Genomic DNA, 15,770 nt, shown 5'->3' on the forward strand with positions numbered 1-15,770 from the left:
CGACCTTCGAAAGGGAGACTGTCATGGACACTGAGATGCTGATCGGCGCCACCTTCGAAAAAGGCGCGGAGGCGGAGGAAGCCGTGTTGAACCCGCGCACCGGCGCCACCATCCTCAGCCTGCCGGAGGCAAGCGAAGCGCAGATCGAGCGCGCCGTGGCGGCCGCCGAAAAGGCCTTCGCAACCTGGTCGCGCACCACGCCCGCACAGCGCTCCGCCTATCTTCTCAGGATCGCCGACCGCATCGAGGCCGAGGCCAAGGAATTCGCGGCGCTCGAAGCCCTGAATTGCGGCAAGCCGATCAACGCCGTGCTCAATGACGAGATCCCGGCGATCGTCGACTGCTATCGTTTCTTCGCCGGCGCGGTGCGTTCCATGCCCGGTCAGGTCGCCGGCGAATATCTGCCTGGCCACACCTCGATGGTCCGCCGCGATCCGATCGGCATCGTTGCGTCCATCGCACCGTGGAACTACCCGCTGATGATGGCCGCTTGGAAATTGGCGCCGGCCATTGCTGGCGGTAACACCGTGGTGTTCAAGCCATCGGAGCAGACGCCGCTCACTGCGCTCAAGCTTGCGCGCATTCTGGCTGACATTCTGCCCGAAGGCGTGGTCAACGTCGTGCTCGGTCGCGGCGAAAGCGTCGGCAGCCCGCTGATCAACCACCCCAAGGTCAACATGATCTCGATCACCGGCGACATCGCCACAGGCAAGAAGGTGCTGCAGGCGGCCGCGAAATCGGTCAAGCGCACGCATCTCGAGCTCGGCGGCAAGGCGCCGGTCATCGTCTTCGACGATGCCGACCTCGATGCCGTCGTCACCGGCCTGCGCGCCTTCGGCTACTACAATGCCGGCCAGGATTGCACGGCTGCCTGCCGCGTCTATGCCGGCAAGAAGATCTACGACAAGCTGGTTTCCAAATTGTCGTCGGCGGTCTCGACCATCCGGTACGATCGCCCGGACGATACCGAAAACGAGATCGGCCCGCTGATCTCCAGGCGCCAGCGCGACCGCGTCGCATCCTTCGTCGAACGCGCTTCCGAACTGAAACATATCGAGATCACCACGGGTGGCAAACCCGGAGACAGTTCGGGCTTCTACTTCCAGCCGACCGTCATTGCCGGTGCCTTGCAGGACGATGAGATCGTGCGCCGCGAGGTGTTCGGCCCGGTCGTTTCCGTCACCCGCTTCTCCGATGTCGACGAAGCGGTCGGCTGGGCCAATGACAGCGACTACGGCCTTGCCTCGTCGGTCTGGACCAAGGACGTCTCGCGTGCCATGGCCACCGCCGCCCGCCTGCAATATGGCTGCACCTGGATCAACACCCACTTCATGCTGACCAACGAGATGCCGCATGGCGGCCTGAAGCAGTCCGGCTACGGCAAGGACATGTCACTCTACGCGCTGGAAGACTATACGGCCGTGCGCCACGTCATGGTGGCGCATGGATAAGGTTCTTCTCCCCGTCTACGGGGAGAAGGACGAGGGAGCGCTACTCCACCACGCGGAAGATTTGCCAGAGACTGGAGCCTGACACGACATAGGGCTCCATCTCCTTGCCCCATTTGGTATGCGCGTCGATTTTGCCGATCTTGGCGAAAAACTCCTCCAGCCGGGCGAGACTCTCGACCTGGTGATGGGTCTCGATCGTCGCTTCTCGTGCGCCGATCGATCCGGTCATGATCTGGAATTTGAGATCGGCGATGTTGACCTGTGAGCCGATCTCGCGCTCCCATTTCCGCATCAGCTCGAGCACGGTCTGCTTTTGTCCGAACTTGGCGTCGATCTGCCATCTGGCGCTGAACATGCTGGGGCTCCTCCCGTGATTTGCGGCTCGAAGATCATCCCCGGCCGCTGAAACAGAGCCCATCCCGTTTCGATCGGGATGGGCAGGCTCGTTGTCGATCTATTCGTCCCAGGCTTGCACGACTGTCTGCCGGGCGATGAGACCGTTCTTCAGCTCAAGCATCGCCGCGCAAAAAACCTTGGTGCCGTCCGGGTAGGCGCAGGCTTGCGTGAAGGCGAGGCTGTCGCCCTCGGCGATGGTGGTGTCGACCTTGTGCGTCATCGCACGGCTGCAGATGTCGTCCCAGAAAGTGCTGATTGCCGCGCGGCCGCGGACTTCGCGCGGCTTGCTCGGCGGATTGTTGCGGTCGATCACCCGCACCAGCGCATCGTCGGCGTAGAAGCTCGACAGCAGCTTGCCGTCGCGGCCCTCGATCGCCTTCTTGATCGCTGCGCCATCCACTGCTTTTGTCTTGGTCAGCATTTTGATCTCCATGGCCCGTTTGATCCGGGCGTTCGTGTTGATCGGATGCTGCCCGGCGCGCCTCGCCGGGCAGCTTTTCGTCACTGCGACTTCGCCTTGACGGCGGCGAACAGGTCATCCGTCTGCTTCTTGAAGGTGGCCAGGTCGACCTGGCTGCCGTTGAGCATCGTCGACCAGTGGCGCACGATCGCTGCCATGGCCACGGCCTCCTTGATCTCCTCGTCGCTCGCGCCATTGGCCTTGGCCGCCAACGTGTGGAAGTAGATGCAGTACTGGCAGGGGATCTGCGAAGCCACGGCCAGCCCCATCAGTTCCTTGGTCTTGCCGTCGAGCGCGGTCTTGGGATTGAGCTGAACCCCTTTGATTTCGGCCCAGGCGCCGGCAACGGCAACGTCCGGCAATGTCTTGAACATGTCGGGCACCGAGCCGAACGTGGCCTGGATGTCCTTGTAGGCGGCGGTTGCCGAAGCATCTTCGGCCCGCGCCGGCGTGACGACCAGCAATGCGCCTGCCGCCAATGCAAGCAATCCGGTCTTGCTAATCGATTTCAGCATTTCATCCTCCATTCGCAGCGCCGCAACGGCGACATCGCCTGGCCTGCATGGAGCAAACCGTAGTCCTCAAGGAGCCTGGCCGCTTCGCTCGAAAGCGCCATGGCTGTCATGGCCCGTCCGGGCCAGTGTGCCTGGCCGAAAAAGCCGCCGCAGCCGCCCGCGATGGCAGGTCGAGCTTGAGCAATATGTTGGCGACATGCCGCTTCACGGTATGCTCGCTGAGCTTCAGTTCGGCGGCGATCGCCGCGTTGCTCTTGCCGTCGGCGATAAGGCTCACCACCTCGCTTTCCCGCGCCGTCAGGGTTGCCGGCTCCAAGGGGTGGGTTTTGGGACGGCAGGCCGGTTCCAGATGCTGTTCGGAGGTTGCCTGGACCACCGGCAACGGCTCGCCCAATTCGTCGAGGCTGACGCGGCCCGCGTCGACGAAGTGGAGGCCGGAGCCCACCGCAAGTTCGGCGACCAGCCGCGAAGCGATTATGTCGCCGCGCCCGGCATGGCTGGCGAGTTGCATCGTTACCCTTGCTGTCAGGCCGGTCGGCTGGCCGCGCAATTCGATCTCTCCGACATGCGCGCCCTGCGCGCTCGCCACCCCGATCTGCTGCGCCGCTTCGCGCAACGCCGCCGCGCAGCGTATGGCGCGTGCCGGTCCGTCGAAGCGCGCCATCATCATCTCGCCATGCGTGCCTGCGACGCGCCCGCCATAGCGACCGACCAGCAACCGCCACGTCACGTGGAAGCGCTGGCTCCGCTCACTCCACATGCGGTCGCCAAGCCCGGCCGTGTCGTAGATCCGCGTCGCCAGCAGCGCGGAGAGCACGCGCTCGGTGTCGGCTACCGCCGGTTGGCCGGTTAGGAATTCCTCGACGAGGTCGGCCACCCGGTCGACGTCCCCGGTCCACACCGGATGATCGCGCCCGGGTATCTCGACGAGCCTGGCGCCCGGAATCTTCCTGGCGAGGAAGCGGCTGGCCTCCAGGTCGACGCGCACGTCGTTGCGGCGATGGATCAGCAGCGTCGATGCGCGGATCATCGGGAGGATGCCACGCACGTCGATCCCTGCATTCATGCGGGCGAGTGTAGCTGCGGCAGTCGGGCTGGCCGACAGCCGCTCGAACCGTGCCCACCATTGGATAAAATGCGCATCGTCCACGCGCCCTGGCGCGAAATTCGGCAAGGTTGCGCCAGTGCCCCACGAGGTCTCGGCCGTTTCGATGAAGGCTTCCAGATGCTCTGGCGGCATCACCCATTTGTGGAAATGCGCGTAGCCGCCATAGAGAACCAGCGCCCGCGTTCGCTCCGGATAGGTGGCGGCGAACAGCATCGCCATCGGCGCGCCTTCCGAGGCGCCGAGCAGCGCCGCTCTGCCGCTGCCGGCGGCGTCCATCACCGCGCGTACATCGTCCATGCGGGTTTCGAGGCTGGGCAGGTGACGGCTGTCAACGCGGTCGGAAAGCCCGGTGCCGCGTTTGTCGAACAAGATCAGTCGCGAGAAGGCGGAGAGCCGTTTCAACAGGCGGCTGTAGCCCTCGTCTTCCCAATGCAGGTCGAGATTGGAGATGTAGCCCGGCACGAAGACGAGATCGAACGAACCCTGACCGACCACCTGATAGGCGATCCGCACATCCCCGCTGCGCGCGTATCTGGTCTCGATCGGCCTCACGCGACTGCCTCGCCCGGCCAGACAACATTTTTGGTCCCAGCAGACCCTGCCTGCTGGGGTAGACACATTTTAGAGACCGAAAATACACCCATTCCGCCATCGGTGCATCGTAGCTTTTGTTGGTAGGGGATGGGTCGTTGGTTTCCTTCCGCCTGATGTCGCCATCCGGCATTTGGAACAGTTGCCCGTACGCAGGTAAGTGCTGACGGAACCACCCTACTCGCAGCGGAGTGTGACCGTTCCTTGATAGCTGCCGGCGGCGTAGATGCCCGAGCTCTTGGTGGCGATCAGGTCGATTTGAACGCTGTGTGGGCCGTTCAGAATCTTGACCGGAGTGTTTTGCGGCTGGTCGGTGCTGCTGCCGTCGATGCGGAACACCGTACTGAAGCTGACATTGGTGCCGCCACCGGAGGGCGCGCTGGAAAAGCTGGCCGGCGGCACCACGGACAGGGCGAAGCAGTTGAGCAGCTGGACGAGGCTGCACAACACGCCGAGCAGACCTGGCTGGATGGTGATCGACGCCGCGGCATAGCCGTTGCTGGCCGTCTTGGAACTCAACACGGACGCGTTGGCATTGGTCGTCATGGTTCCGGTCTTCGTCACCATGATGGTGCACGTGCCGTCCACGGCGGCTGACGCGGAGTTGCTGACCAGTGCCGATATGACGAGCAGCGCCATCAGGCGCAGCAAGGCGATGCGGAGGAAGTCGCAAGCCATCATTGGCACTCCGTCCGGCTATTTGCCGCTGTCACCACGGGCGCTCCAGCCCTCCGATACCCAGTTCTTGCGCTGTGCCTTGACCTGATGTTTCACGGCGGCGGTGGCGGGGGCTGCCTGCTTCGTCGAGCCGGTGGACATGCCGGCGTCGGGGCCGACGCCCATTTTCATCAGATCGAGCTCTATCTGCAGGCGCTCGACCTCAAGATTGTAGAGCCTGGAGCAATCCAGCCGTTTCGGCCTGCTGCCCAGCGGTATCACCACCCTGCCGTATGCGGCCATGTCCTGCGTTGTGACCGCCGCGCTGTTCCTGATGACGCCCATGTCGAGATAGGCGCCGGAGCCGGAAATCGACGAACTGCAGGTCGTGCCGTCCGCAGCGCGTACCTCATCCTGCCCTTGCGGGAGCGTAACCCCGGGCAGGTCGAAGCCGTTCTGGTTCTGGACGAGCTTGTAAACGTCTTCCGCATGGGCCTGCCATCCGCTGGTCCCCGTCACCAGAAGCGTGGTCAGGAGCGCCTTTGTCCAAGAAATTTTCCGCATATCTGTGCCCTTATCTGGGTTTGATCATTTGGAAACGGGATGCTTTCAGTGCAGATCCGAACCTTGCGTTCGCTCGTGCCGTTGAAGGGAACGACGACGAGAACCGGACGCGAGGCATCGCCTCCAAGCATGAACTCGGAAGGGCTGACGCGGGCGTCCTTGACCGGATAAAAATCCTGGTCATAGACGCGCACCGAGATTTTGATGCGTTGCTTGTAGGGGTTGGCCGGGTAGACGCGCACCGCGAAGACATTGGAGAAGCTCATGATTTCGCCGCGCATCGGCGACATCGACTGGGCTGAAACCGCTCCCGGAAGCGCGCACAACAGGGCCAAGGGCCCGTACAGGCACTTGCTGATCATCAATTGTCCCTTTCGAACTGGATTAGGGTTCGCAGCGAACCGTAACCGTCGCCTGGTAGTTGCCTGCCACGAATGTGTCCGTGCCGGTCTTGGCTCCGGCCAGATTGACGGTCACCAATGATGTCCCCGGTGCCGTCAACGCGTGGGAAGCGGTGCCCTCGGGGAAGTTATGCGCGCCGGAAACCGCGTAGGTCGGTGTCCAGGCGATGGTGCCGCTGTCGGCGGCCGGCGTGGTTACGCCCGTCGGGGCTGCGTCGACGCTGACCGTGACGCCGCCCGTGGTCGCGAGATTTGCCGTGCCTGCCGTGCCGCCGCTGTTGTGCGAACTGAGGGACTGAAGATTTGGGCTGACGGTCATCGTGCCGTTGGCGCCGACAGTCAGCACGCAAACAGAAGTCACTGATCCATTGAAGATCACACCTTGCGTAGCGGCAAAGGAAGTAAAGGAAGATGCCGCAAGCCCAAGAAGCGCAAATCCAGGTAAAAAACCTTTCATGCGGAGAGCCCTCTCCTTACTGGATATTTGAAACGCTTAAACACAAGCAATCTCAAGTCAAGGCGTAAATGTCCACCTTCGCCTAGATGTACAATGTACGCCTATTTTATACTTTTTATTGAAAGGAGTTATTGTTTCGATTGTCTGTTTGTGGAATATATGTCTAATAGTTGTTATGCTAATTTAGGCATTGGAAAATAAAGCGTAGGAAGCCGTGCGGTTTATGCATGTGCCGCTACTGCGCAGGCCCCATGGCCGGGTGCCTAAAATTTTGACAGGTGGATTGTTTTCTGATCGCGGCGTGGGTGTCGATACTCGGCGACTCGCAAAGGACTCCGGCGTTTTTACTGTGTCAGACGGAGTAATGGCGGGCTGGTGAACAGCAATTCGCCGTCAAAATCAGGCCGCGGGCTTCTCTTCTGGCGCCGGGCGGCGAATCAGTGGTGACGCGGCAAGAACCAGTTCGTCGAAACCCTTGCCGCCAGCGTCGATCATCTCGAACATCTGCCGGCGCATGCGCGGTTCCCAGAACTTGTTGATGTGTTCAGCGACGCCGGCCACACCCTCCTCGCGGGGCTTGGAATGAAAGAAGGTCGCGATCTGGTTGGCCATGCGCACCAGCTTCTCCTTGGTGTTGGCGACATGGCTCTCATCATGCGACATGTTTGGAAACTCCACTGCTGACCCGCTCCGGGCGGGTGAAGATGTCGAACTCGTCGCCACGCACCAATGCAACCAGCGTCATGCCGGCTGCCTCGGCGGTGCGGATGGCGAGCGCGGTCGGCGCCGAAACGGCGATGATGAAGGGCGCGCCGATGGCCGCCGTCTTCTGCACCATCTCCACCGAAACGCGTGAGGTGACCACGACTGCGCCGACATTGCCTTCGATCCCGGCTTTCGCCAGCGCGCCGGCCAGCTTGTCCAGCGCGTTGTGGCGGCCGACATCCTCGCGTGCCGCCACGACGCCCTTGCCCGGCATGTAAAATCCGGCCGCGTGCACGGCGCCGGTCTCGGCGTGCAGGGGTTGCTGCTTCGACAATGCCTTGACCGCGCCGGTGATCTCGTCGGCCGTCAGCGTCAGCCTGGAGGCGTCGACCGCGTCAACGGAGCGCATCGCCTCCTCGATCGATTCAATGCCGCACAGACCGCAGCCGACCGGACCTGCCAGCCGGCGCCGCCGCGCTTCGAACCGCGTATTGGCTCTGTCTTTCAGCCGGATCTGGATGTCGATGCCGGCCTCGACGTCCTGCACTTCAATGGACTCGATTTCTTCAGGCGAGGCGATGATGCCTTCGGTCAGCGAAAAGCCCAGCGCGAAATCCTCGAAATCCGCCGGCGAGGCCATCATCACCGCGTGTGTCGTGCCGGCATAGGAAAGTGCGATCGGCGTTTCCTCGGGCACCATGCGGGCGGCAGCAGCGGTGCCGCCGGCGCGGCGGGCGATGCGGATGGTCGAACTGGTGGCCGGGCGGATGGTCATCGAGTCGATACAATCCAAGTTGGCTTCAACTCTGGAAGCTCCTGCGAAATGGCTACGAACGTATCGTAGTGACCATTTCCCATCAGATTGGCGACCATCTCACGCAACTTAGCAAAGTCGTCGTCCGCAATTCTGCCTTCGACCTCGCTCAGAAACCGATTCAGCTCTGCTCCTTGCCGTTCGCAAATAGCGAGGAGTTGCGAGTAGGCCTCTTTTTTCGAAATCTCCGCCAACGACGTCATTTCGCCTTCTATTCCGCGGCCTCGAGATGCCCCTTGATGCGCCGGCTCTGGCGCGCCTGCTCGTTGTAATCCTTCTGCCACTCGGTCGGACCGTTGGAAGGCGCCACCTGCACGGCGGTGACCTTGTATTCGGGGCAGTTGGTCGCCCAGTCCGAGTAGTCGGTGGTGATCACATTGGCCTGCGTGTCGGGGTGGTGGAAGGTCGTGTAGACGACACCCGGCGAGACCCGGTCGGTGATCTGCGCGCGCAGCGTCGTTTCGCCGGCGCGGCTTTGCAGCCGTACCCAGTCGCCATCACGAATGCCGCGGTTTTCGGCATCGTGCGGGTGGATTTCCAGCCGGTCCTCCGAATGCCACATGACGTTGTCGGTGCGCCGCGTCTGCGCGCCAACATTGTATTGCGACAGGATGCGGCCGGTGGTGAGCAGCAGCGGGAAACGCGGCCCGGTCCTTTCGTCAGTGGCTACATATTCGGTGCGGATGAATTTGCCCTTGCCGCGCACGAAGCTGTCGACATGCATGATCGGGGTGCCGAGCGGTGCCTTTTCGTTGCAGGGCCACTGCACCGAGCCGACCCGGTCGAGCAGTTCGAAGGTGACACCGGCAAAGCTCGGCGTCGTCTGGGCGATCTCGTCCATGATCTGCGACGGATGCGTATAGTTCCAGTCGAGCCCGATCGCGCGGGCAAGCTCCTGCGTGGCCTCCCAGTCGGCGTAGCGCGCCTTCGGCTCCAGCACCCTGCGCACCATGTTGATGCGGCGCTCGGCATTGGTGAAAGTGCCGTCCTTTTCCAGGAAGGTCGAGCCCGGCAGGAAGACATGCGCGTAGTTGGCGGTCTCGTTGAGGAAGAGGTCGTGCACGACCACGCATTCCATGGCGGCGAGGCCGGCGGCGACATGCCTGGTGTCGGGGTCGGACTGCAAAATGTCCTCGCCCTGGATGTAGATGCCCTTGAACGACCCGTCGACGGCGGCGTCCAGCATGTTGGGAATGCGCAGGCCGGGTTCCTCGTCCAGCTTCACGCCCCACAGGCTCTCATAGATGTCGCGCACGGCTTCGCCGGAGATATGGCGATAGCCCGGCAGTTCGTGCGGGAACGAGCCCATGTCGCACGAGCCCTGCACGTTGTTCTGGCCGCGCAGCGGGTTCACGCCGACGCCCCGCCGGCCGATATTGCCGGTGGCCATGGCGAGGTTGGCGATCGCCATCACGGTCGTCGAGCCCTGGCTGTGTTCGGTGACGCCGAGGCCATAATAGATCGCGCCATTGCCGCCGGTGGCATAGAGCCTGGCCGCGCCACGGATCAGTTCCGGATCGACGCCGGACAGCTTGCCGACCGTTTCGGGGCTGTTTTCCGGCAAGGCGACGAAGGAAGCCCAATCCTGGAATTCCGCCCAGTCGCAGCGCTCGCGGATGAACGCTTCGTCGAACAGACCTTCGGTGACGATGACATGCGCCAGAGCTGTCAGCACCGCGACATTGGTGCCGGGCTTCAATGGCAGATGATAGGCGGCTTCAATATGCGCCGACTTGACCATCTCCGTGCGGCGTGGATCCAGCACGATCAGCTTCGCGCCCTCGCGTAGCCGCTTCTTCAACCGCGAGGCGAAGACCGGATGGGCGGAAGCGGGATTGGCGCCGATGACGACGGCGACGTCGGTCTCCTCGACCGAATCGAAGTCCTGCGTACCGGCCGACGTGCCAAAAGTCTGGCCGAGCCCGTAACCGGTCGGCGAGTGGCAGACGCGGGCGCAGGTGTCGACATTGTTGTTGCGGAAGCCCTGTCGCACCAGCTTCTGGACGAGATAGGTTTCCTCATTCGTGCAGCGTGAAGAGGTAATGCCGCCAACGGCGCCGCGTCCATACTGGTATTGGATGCGGCGGAATTCCTTGGCGGTGTGGGCGATCGCCTCTTCCCAACTCACCTCCCGCCAGGGATCGCTGATCTTCTCGCGGATCATTGGCGAGAGAATGCGGTCCTTGTGCGTGGCATAGCCATAGGCGAAGCGGCCCTTCACGCAGGAATGGCCATGGTTCGCCTTGCCGTCCTTGTAAGGCATCATGCGGATGACTTCGTCACCCTTCACCTCGGCCTTGAACGAACAGCCGACGCCGCAATAGGCGCAGGTGGTGACCGCCGAGCGCTCCGGCATGCCTTTTTCCAGCACCGTTTTCTCGCGCAACGCGTCCGTCGGGCAGGCCTGCACGCAGGCGCCGCAGGAAACGCATTCGGAGGCGATGAAATCCTCGTGCATGCCGGCGACCATGCGCGATTCAAAGCCGCGGCCTTCGATGGTCAGCGCGAACGTGCCTTGCACTTCCTCGCAGGCCCGCACGCAGCGCGAGCAGACGATGCATTGCGCGGGATCGTAGGTGAAATAGGGATTGGTTTCATCGCGGGCGATGTAGTCGACCGCCAGCGAACCATGGCCGGGCGCCACGCCGTTTTCCTTGACGTGGTTCCGTCCCTCGACGCCATAGCGGTTTTCGCTAAGGCCGACCGATTTCGCCACCGCGTCGAACTCGCTGGCGCCAGTTCCGGCCTCCTCGTTCCAGCCGGTCGGGTGGTCGGACACGTAGAGTTCCATCACGCCGCGGCGAATGGCATCCAGCCGGTCGGACTGGGTGCGTACGATCATGCCATCGCCAACCGGCGTCGTGCAGGAAGCTGGTGTGCCGCCGCGGCCCTCGATCTCGACGAGACAGACGCGGCAGGAACCGAAGGAGTCCAGCATGTCGGTGGCGCAGAGCTTCGGGATCTCGACGCCGCCTTCCATTGCGGCCCGCATGATCGAGGTGCCTTCCGGTACGGTGATGCTGCGGCCGTCGACGGTCAGCGTAACCTGCTTTTCCGCCCTCGATTCCGGGGTTCCGTAGTCGGTTTCTTCGATGAGCGTCGGGAAGTCGGCTTTGATGTTCATCTGCCAGTTCCTATTCCGCTGCCACGCGCGCCGGCGCCGGCTTGAAATCTTCGCCAAAATGCTTGATCGCGCTCATCACCGGGTAAGGCGTGAAGCCGCCCAGCGCGCATAGCGATCCGAACTTCATCGTGTTGCAGAGGTCGGCGACCAGTTCGAGGTTCTTCTCCGGCTCGATGCCGGCCGAAATCTTGTCGATGGTCTCGACACCGCGCGTCGAGCCGATGCGGCAGGGCGTGCACTTGCCACAGCTTTCGATGGCGCAGAATTCCATCGCGAAACGCGCCATTTTCAGCATGTCGGCGCTGTCGTCGAACACGGTGATGCCGGCATGGCCGATCAGGCCGTCGCGCTTGGCGAATTCCTCATAGTCGAACGGCGTGTCAAACAGCTCCCGCGGGAAATAAGCGCCGAGCGGTCCGCCCACCTGCACCGCCTTCACCGGCCGTCCGGACCGGGTGCCGCCGCCGATACCGTCGACGATCTCGCCGAGCGACAGGCCGAACGCCGCCTCGAACAGGCCGCCATGCTTGACGTTGCCGGCGATCTGGATAGGGATGGTGCCACGCGAACGGCCCATGCCGAAATTCTTGTAGTGCTCGGCACCCTTGTCCATGATTACCGGCACCGAGGCCAGGCTGATCACGTTGTTGATGACGGTGGGCTTGCCGAACAGGCCCTGGATGGCCGGCAGCGGCGGCTTGGCGCGCACCACGCCGCGTTTGCCTTCGAGCGAGTTCAGCAGCGAGGTTTCCTCGCCGCAGACATAAGCGCCGGCGCCAACGCGAATTTCCATATCGAAGGCGTTCGGCGAACCGAGCACCGTGGCTCCAAGCACGCCGGCCTTGCGGGCGATCGAGACGGCCCTGTTCATGGCCGCCACCGCATGCGGGTATTCCGAGCGGATATAGACGAAACCCTTGGTCGCGCCGGTTGCGATGCCGGCAATCGCCATGCCTTCGATCAGCACGAAGGGGTCGCCTTCCATGATCATGCGGTCGGCGAAAGTGGCGCTGTCGCCTTCGTCGGCATTGCAGACGATGTATTTGCGCTCGGCCGTCGTATCCAGCACCGTCTTCCATTTGATGCCGGTGGGGAAGCCGGCGCCGCCACGGCCGCGCAGGCCGGACTCCGTCACCTGCTTGACGATGTCGGCGGGCGTCATCGCCACGGCCTTGCGCAGGCCGACGAGACCGCCAAGCTTTTCATAGTCTTCCAGCGACAGCGGGTCGGTGATGCCGCAGCGCGCAAAAGTCAGTCGTGTCTGCTTGGCGAAGAACGGGATCTCTTCCGGGTTGCCCAGCGCCAGCCTGTGCTGGCCGCCGGTCAGCAAGCCGGCATCGAACAGGCCCTTCACGTCGGCTGCCTTCACCGGCCCATAGGCCTGGCGACCGCCAGCGGTTTCGACCTCGACCATCGGTTCGAGGAAATAGGCGCCGCGCGAGCCGTTGCGCACGATCCTGGCGTCGAGACCGCGCTCGGCCAGTTCCTTAGCGATTGCCTTGGCAACTTTTTCGGCGCCAAGCGCCAGCGCGCCCGAGTCGCCGGGGATGTAGATAGTCGCGCTCATCGACGCACCTCCGCGACGATGTCGTCGATCGCCTCGTCGTCCAGCCTGCCGATGACTTGGCCATCCAGCATCGCCGACGGCGCGCAGGCGCACAGCCCGAGGCAATAGACTGGTTCCAGTGTAACAGAATTGTCCTTCGCCGTCTCGTGAAAGCCGATGCCAAGCGCCTGTTTGAGCTTCGCGGCCACCGCGTCCGAACCCATCGACTGGCAGGCTTCCGCCTGGCACAGCTTCAGCACGTGGCGACCGGCCGGATGCTTGCGGTAGTCATGATAGAAGCTGGCCACGCCATGCACCTCGGCACGGGAAATGTTCAGCGCTTCGGCGATCACCGGCAGCGCTTCCTGCGGCACATAGCCGAATTCTTCCTGGACGCTGTGCAGGATCGGCAGCAGCGGGCCCTCAAGGCCTTGCAGCTCGCGCACGACGGCCGCGGTCCGCGAAACGATCTCGGTACTTGCAGGCTGCACGGACATGCAGCGCCCTCCCTGACACTGCGCCATTGGGCGCTATTGGTCTATTAAATGCGATCCAAGCCCTTGGAATCAATAAAGCTGTTTCGTCGTATGATAAAAATTTTCTATCGATTGGAGCTTTGACGAAGCTTAGCTTCGGCCTCGAGGCGCAGATTGCCTGCCAGCGCCACTGCCTCGTCCAGCAGCGCCTGCACCAGCGGGGTATGCGGGTCGCGCGGCGCCGTCACCAGCCCGACGGCGTGCCGGGCGTCCGGCTCGACGATCGGGATGGCCCGGATCGGTTCGGAAAAACCGAATGTTTCCGCGAGGTTGAGCGGCATGATCGACGACCATTTGCCGGTGCGGATATGCGAGAAAAGCACGATCATGGAGTTCGATTCCAGCGTCGGGCGCACCTGCACGCCGGCATCCGCCAGGTGCTGGTCGATGATGCGGCGGTTCTGCATGTCGGGTGTGAGCAGACAGAGCGGCAGGCTCGACACCTCCTCCCATGTCACGTGTTCCCGATCGGAATATTCGTTTCCGGCGGCGGTGATCAGTTGATAGCGCTCGTCGTAGAGCGGCACGCTGGTCACTCGTCCCAGCGGTTCGTTGTCGAGATAGGTGATGCCGGCATCGATATCGAGATTGCCGAGCAGCGACAAAACCTCGATCGAGGTTCGCGACAGCACGGAAAAGGTGACGCCGGGGTGCTTTTCGCGAAATGGCGTCGTCAGCCTGGCAACCATGGCCAATGCGGTCGGGATCGCCGCGATGCGGATGCGGCCGGAAAGCCCGTGCTTGGCCGCCCGCATTTCTTCCCGCATCGACCGCGTGTCGCCGACGATGCGCCGTGCCCAGGTCAACACCTGCACGCCTTCCGGCGTAAGCCCTTGAAAACGCGAGCCGCGCTTGACCAGCATGACGCCGAGCTGGTCTTCCAGCTGCTTGATGCCGGCCGACAGCGTCGGCTGCGTCACCCCGCACATTTCGGCGGCGCGCCCGAAATGCTCTTCGCGGGCCAGGGCTATGAAGAATTCCAGCTTGTCGATCATGGTTTTGACCCTGCCATAGCGGCTGGCACCTGTCAGCCCATCCGGTGGCCCGCTTGGTCTTGGTCACAAACTGCATTATCTGGTCGGCAGAGGCCCAGTCTAGGAAAGCACCCATGACCGTCACCAAGGAAACCGTGATCGATCGCCTGAAGACGGTCAGTGGCCCGGATTTTTCCGGCAACATCGTCGATCTGGGCATGGTGTCGGAGATATTCATCGCTGATTCCAAAGTGTTTTTCTCCATCACGGTGCCAGCTGCTCGCGCGCAGGAGATGGAACCGCTGCGCGCCGCAGCCGAGCGCGTCGTCAAGGCCATTCCCGGTGTCGCCGGCGCTGTCGTGGCGCTGACCGCCGAGAAGAAGGGCGGCGGCATGGAAGCGCCGGTGCCGCAGCGTCCGGCCACGCCCGCCGCCATTCCGCAGCCTTCCGCGCCGCGTCCGGCGCCGGCGCCGCGCCAGGCGCCGCCGTCGCAAAGCTCGGGCAAGCGCGGCGTTCCGGGCATCGAGGCGATCATCGCGGTCGCCTCCGGCAAGGGCGGCGTCGGCAAGTCGACCACCGCCGCCAACCTCGCGCTCGGCCTCGCCGCCAACGGTTTGAAGGTCGGCGTGCTCGATGCCGACATCTACGGACCGTCGATGCCGAAGCTGCTCGGCATCCATGGAAAGCCCGAGACGGTGGACGGCAAGATATTGAAACCGAAGGAGAATTACGGCCTCAAGGTGATGTCGATGGGCTTCCTCGTCGACGAGGAAACGCCGATGATCTGGCGTGGTCCGATGGTGATGTCGGCACTCACCCAGATGTTGCGTGAAGTCGAATGGGGGCCGCTAGATGTATTGGTGGTCGACATGCCTCCGGGCACCGGCGATGCCCAATTGACCATGGCCCAGCAGGTGCCGCTGGCGGGCGCGGTGATCGTGTCGACACCACAGGACCTCGCCCTGATCGATGCGCGTAAAGGCTTGAACATGTTCAGGAAAGTCGACGTGCCGCTGCTCGGCATCGTCGAAAACATGAGCTATTTCATCGCCCCCGACACCGGCAAGCGCTACGATATTTTCGGCCATGGCGGCGCGCAGAAGGAAGCCGAGCGGCTGGGCGTGCCTTTCCTCGGCGCGGTGCCGCTGGAAATGGGCATCCGCGAAAGCTCGGATGCCGGCACGCCGGTGGTCGCCACCCGGCCGGACAGCGAAGAGGCAAGGATTTACAAGGAGATAGCCGCCAAGGTCTGGCAGCAGATCGAGACCGGCAAGGGCGCCGCCGAGGCCGCTCCGGCAATTATCTTCGAGTAAAGGGGCAGCCGGCGGCGGCCGTCCGATGTGGACAGAGACGGCCCGTCCGCCCGAGAGTCAAAAAATTTTGGCAAGCACCATCAAGGGCTTATCCGGAAAGCCATGCTGGCACGGCGCGAATTGATACACAGGCGCTGTTTTGGCGCCAAAATCGGCCG

At 63.0% G+C, this 15,770-nt stretch carries 17 protein-coding genes; 2 read left to right on the plus strand and 15 right to left on the minus strand.

Features of this window, described 5'->3' with window-relative positions:
• Positions 1-23 precede the first annotated feature (23 nt).
• Positions 24-1,451, plus strand: coding sequence for a gamma-aminobutyraldehyde dehydrogenase (locus QFZ88_RS15700; RefSeq protein WP_024924175.1), 1,428 nt, complete (start codon positions 24-26; stop codon positions 1,449-1,451).
• A gap of 40 nt (positions 1,452-1,491) precedes the next feature.
• Here the strand turns inward: QFZ88_RS15700 and QFZ88_RS15705 are convergent, their stop codons facing one another.
• From QFZ88_RS15705 to QFZ88_RS15775, 15 genes are all read right to left on the minus strand, one after another.
• Positions 1,492-1,806, minus strand: a complete 315-nt coding sequence (locus QFZ88_RS15705; protein ID WP_024924174.1) for a hypothetical protein — start codon at positions 1,804-1,806, stop codon at positions 1,492-1,494.
• Positions 1,807-1,905: 99 nt separating this feature from the next.
• Positions 1,906-2,268, minus strand: coding sequence for a nuclear transport factor 2 family protein (locus QFZ88_RS15710; protein ID WP_024924173.1), 363 nt, complete (start codon positions 2,266-2,268; stop codon positions 1,906-1,908).
• 80 nt (positions 2,269-2,348) lie between these two features.
• On the minus strand, positions 2,349-2,822 hold the full coding sequence (locus tag QFZ88_RS15715; RefSeq protein ID WP_024924172.1) for a carboxymuconolactone decarboxylase family protein: 474 nt from the start codon (positions 2,820-2,822) through the stop codon (positions 2,349-2,351).
• Between the two features lie 106 nt (positions 2,823-2,928).
• Positions 2,929-4,482: an alpha/beta fold hydrolase gene (locus tag QFZ88_RS15720; protein ID WP_024924171.1), complete on the minus strand. Its 1,554-nt coding sequence runs from the start codon at positions 4,480-4,482 to the stop codon at positions 2,929-2,931.
• Positions 4,483-4,698: 216 nt separating this feature from the next.
• The gene (locus tag QFZ88_RS15725) at positions 4,699-5,202 is read right to left on the minus strand and encodes a hypothetical protein (protein WP_024924170.1); all 504 of its coding nucleotides are present in this window, start codon (positions 5,200-5,202) and stop codon (positions 4,699-4,701) included.
• Positions 5,203-5,217: 15 nt separating this feature from the next.
• Positions 5,218-5,742, minus strand: coding sequence for a hypothetical protein (locus tag QFZ88_RS15730; protein ID WP_024924169.1), 525 nt, complete (start codon positions 5,740-5,742; stop codon positions 5,218-5,220).
• Positions 5,709-6,104, minus strand: coding sequence for a hypothetical protein (locus QFZ88_RS15735; protein WP_024924168.1), 396 nt, complete (start codon positions 6,102-6,104; stop codon positions 5,709-5,711). Before QFZ88_RS15735 ends, QFZ88_RS15730 begins: the two co-directional genes overlap by 34 nt.
• Before the next feature lie 22 nt (positions 6,105-6,126).
• Complete coding sequence (locus QFZ88_RS15740) at positions 6,127-6,600, minus strand: hypothetical protein (RefSeq protein ID WP_024924167.1); 474 nt, start codon at positions 6,598-6,600, stop codon at positions 6,127-6,129.
• A 399-nt stretch (positions 6,601-6,999) separates the two neighbouring features.
• On the minus strand, positions 7,000-7,263 hold the full coding sequence (locus tag QFZ88_RS15745; RefSeq protein WP_024924166.1) for a formate dehydrogenase subunit delta: 264 nt from the start codon (positions 7,261-7,263) through the stop codon (positions 7,000-7,002).
• The gene (gene fdhD, locus QFZ88_RS15750) at positions 7,253-8,080 is read right to left on the minus strand and encodes a formate dehydrogenase accessory sulfurtransferase FdhD (protein WP_024924165.1); all 828 of its coding nucleotides are present in this window, start codon (positions 8,078-8,080) and stop codon (positions 7,253-7,255) included. The genes QFZ88_RS15745 and fdhD overlap by 11 nt, the downstream gene beginning before the upstream one ends.
• The gene (locus tag QFZ88_RS15755; protein ID WP_024924164.1) at positions 8,077-8,322 is read right to left on the minus strand and encodes a hypothetical protein; all 246 of its coding nucleotides are present in this window, start codon (positions 8,320-8,322) and stop codon (positions 8,077-8,079) included. Before QFZ88_RS15755 ends, fdhD begins: the two co-directional genes overlap by 4 nt.
• 8 nt (positions 8,323-8,330) lie before the next feature.
• Positions 8,331-11,243, minus strand: a complete 2,913-nt coding sequence (gene fdhF, locus QFZ88_RS15760; RefSeq protein WP_024924163.1) for a formate dehydrogenase subunit alpha — start codon at positions 11,241-11,243, stop codon at positions 8,331-8,333.
• Between the two features lie 10 nt (positions 11,244-11,253).
• A complete protein-coding gene (locus tag QFZ88_RS15765; RefSeq protein ID WP_024924162.1) occupies positions 11,254-12,810 on the minus strand; it encodes a formate dehydrogenase beta subunit in 1,557 nt (518 codons plus the stop codon).
• Positions 12,807-13,286, minus strand: a complete 480-nt coding sequence (locus tag QFZ88_RS15770; RefSeq protein WP_024924161.1) for a formate dehydrogenase subunit gamma — start codon at positions 13,284-13,286, stop codon at positions 12,807-12,809. The genes QFZ88_RS15765 and QFZ88_RS15770 overlap by 4 nt, the downstream gene beginning before the upstream one ends.
• A gap of 104 nt (positions 13,287-13,390) precedes the next feature.
• Positions 13,391-14,320, minus strand: coding sequence for a LysR family transcriptional regulator (locus tag QFZ88_RS15775; RefSeq protein ID WP_024924160.1), 930 nt, complete (start codon positions 14,318-14,320; stop codon positions 13,391-13,393).
• Positions 14,321-14,433: 113 nt separating this feature from the next.
• Between QFZ88_RS15775 and QFZ88_RS15780 the strand changes: the two genes are divergently transcribed.
• Positions 14,434-15,612, plus strand: coding sequence for an Mrp/NBP35 family ATP-binding protein (locus QFZ88_RS15780; RefSeq protein ID WP_024924159.1), 1,179 nt, complete (start codon positions 14,434-14,436; stop codon positions 15,610-15,612).
• Positions 15,613-15,770 lie beyond the last annotated feature (158 nt).

It is taken from the genome of Mesorhizobium sp. YL-MeA3-2017 (genome assembly GCF_030814575.1).
Classification (GTDB): domain Bacteria; phylum Pseudomonadota; class Alphaproteobacteria; order Rhizobiales; family Rhizobiaceae; genus Mesorhizobium; species Mesorhizobium terrae.

What these genes read in the sequence shown, in the direction of transcription:
- QFZ88_RS15700 (WP_024924175.1), top strand. Translation starts at nt 24, where the DNA reads ATGGACACTGAGATGCTGATCGGCGCCACCTTCGAAAAAGGCGCGGAG.
- QFZ88_RS15705 (WP_024924174.1), bottom strand. Translation starts at nt 1,806, where the DNA reads ATGTTCAGCGCCAGATGGCAGATCGACGCCAAGTTCGGACAAAAGCAG.
- QFZ88_RS15710 (WP_024924173.1), bottom strand. Translation starts at nt 2,268, where the DNA reads ATGCTGACCAAGACAAAAGCAGTGGATGGCGCAGCGATCAAGAAGGCG.
- QFZ88_RS15715 (WP_024924172.1), bottom strand. Translation starts at nt 2,822, where the DNA reads ATGCTGAAATCGATTAGCAAGACCGGATTGCTTGCATTGGCGGCAGGC.
- QFZ88_RS15725 (WP_024924170.1), bottom strand. Translation starts at nt 5,202, where the DNA reads ATGATGGCTTGCGACTTCCTCCGCATCGCCTTGCTGCGCCTGATGGCG.
- QFZ88_RS15730 (WP_024924169.1), bottom strand. Translation starts at nt 5,742, where the DNA reads ATGCGGAAAATTTCTTGGACAAAGGCGCTCCTGACCACGCTTCTGGTG.
- QFZ88_RS15735 (WP_024924168.1), bottom strand. Translation starts at nt 6,104, where the DNA reads ATGATCAGCAAGTGCCTGTACGGGCCCTTGGCCCTGTTGTGCGCGCTT.
- QFZ88_RS15740 (WP_024924167.1), bottom strand. Translation starts at nt 6,600, where the DNA reads ATGAAAGGTTTTTTACCTGGATTTGCGCTTCTTGGGCTTGCGGCATCT.
- QFZ88_RS15745 (WP_024924166.1), bottom strand. Translation starts at nt 7,263, where the DNA reads ATGTCGCATGATGAGAGCCATGTCGCCAACACCAAGGAGAAGCTGGTG.
- fdhD (WP_024924165.1), bottom strand. Translation starts at nt 8,080, where the DNA reads ATGACCATCCGCCCGGCCACCAGTTCGACCATCCGCATCGCCCGCCGC.
- QFZ88_RS15755 (WP_024924164.1), bottom strand. Translation starts at nt 8,322, where the DNA reads ATGACGTCGTTGGCGGAGATTTCGAAAAAAGAGGCCTACTCGCAACTC.
- fdhF (WP_024924163.1), bottom strand. Translation starts at nt 11,243, where the DNA reads ATGAACATCAAAGCCGACTTCCCGACGCTCATCGAAGAAACCGACTAC.
- QFZ88_RS15765 (WP_024924162.1), bottom strand. Translation starts at nt 12,810, where the DNA reads ATGAGCGCGACTATCTACATCCCCGGCGACTCGGGCGCGCTGGCGCTT.
- QFZ88_RS15770 (WP_024924161.1), bottom strand. Translation starts at nt 13,286, where the DNA reads ATGTCCGTGCAGCCTGCAAGTACCGAGATCGTTTCGCGGACCGCGGCC.
- QFZ88_RS15775 (WP_024924160.1), bottom strand. Translation starts at nt 14,320, where the DNA reads ATGATCGACAAGCTGGAATTCTTCATAGCCCTGGCCCGCGAAGAGCAT.
- QFZ88_RS15780 (WP_024924159.1), top strand. Translation starts at nt 14,434, where the DNA reads ATGACCGTCACCAAGGAAACCGTGATCGATCGCCTGAAGACGGTCAGT.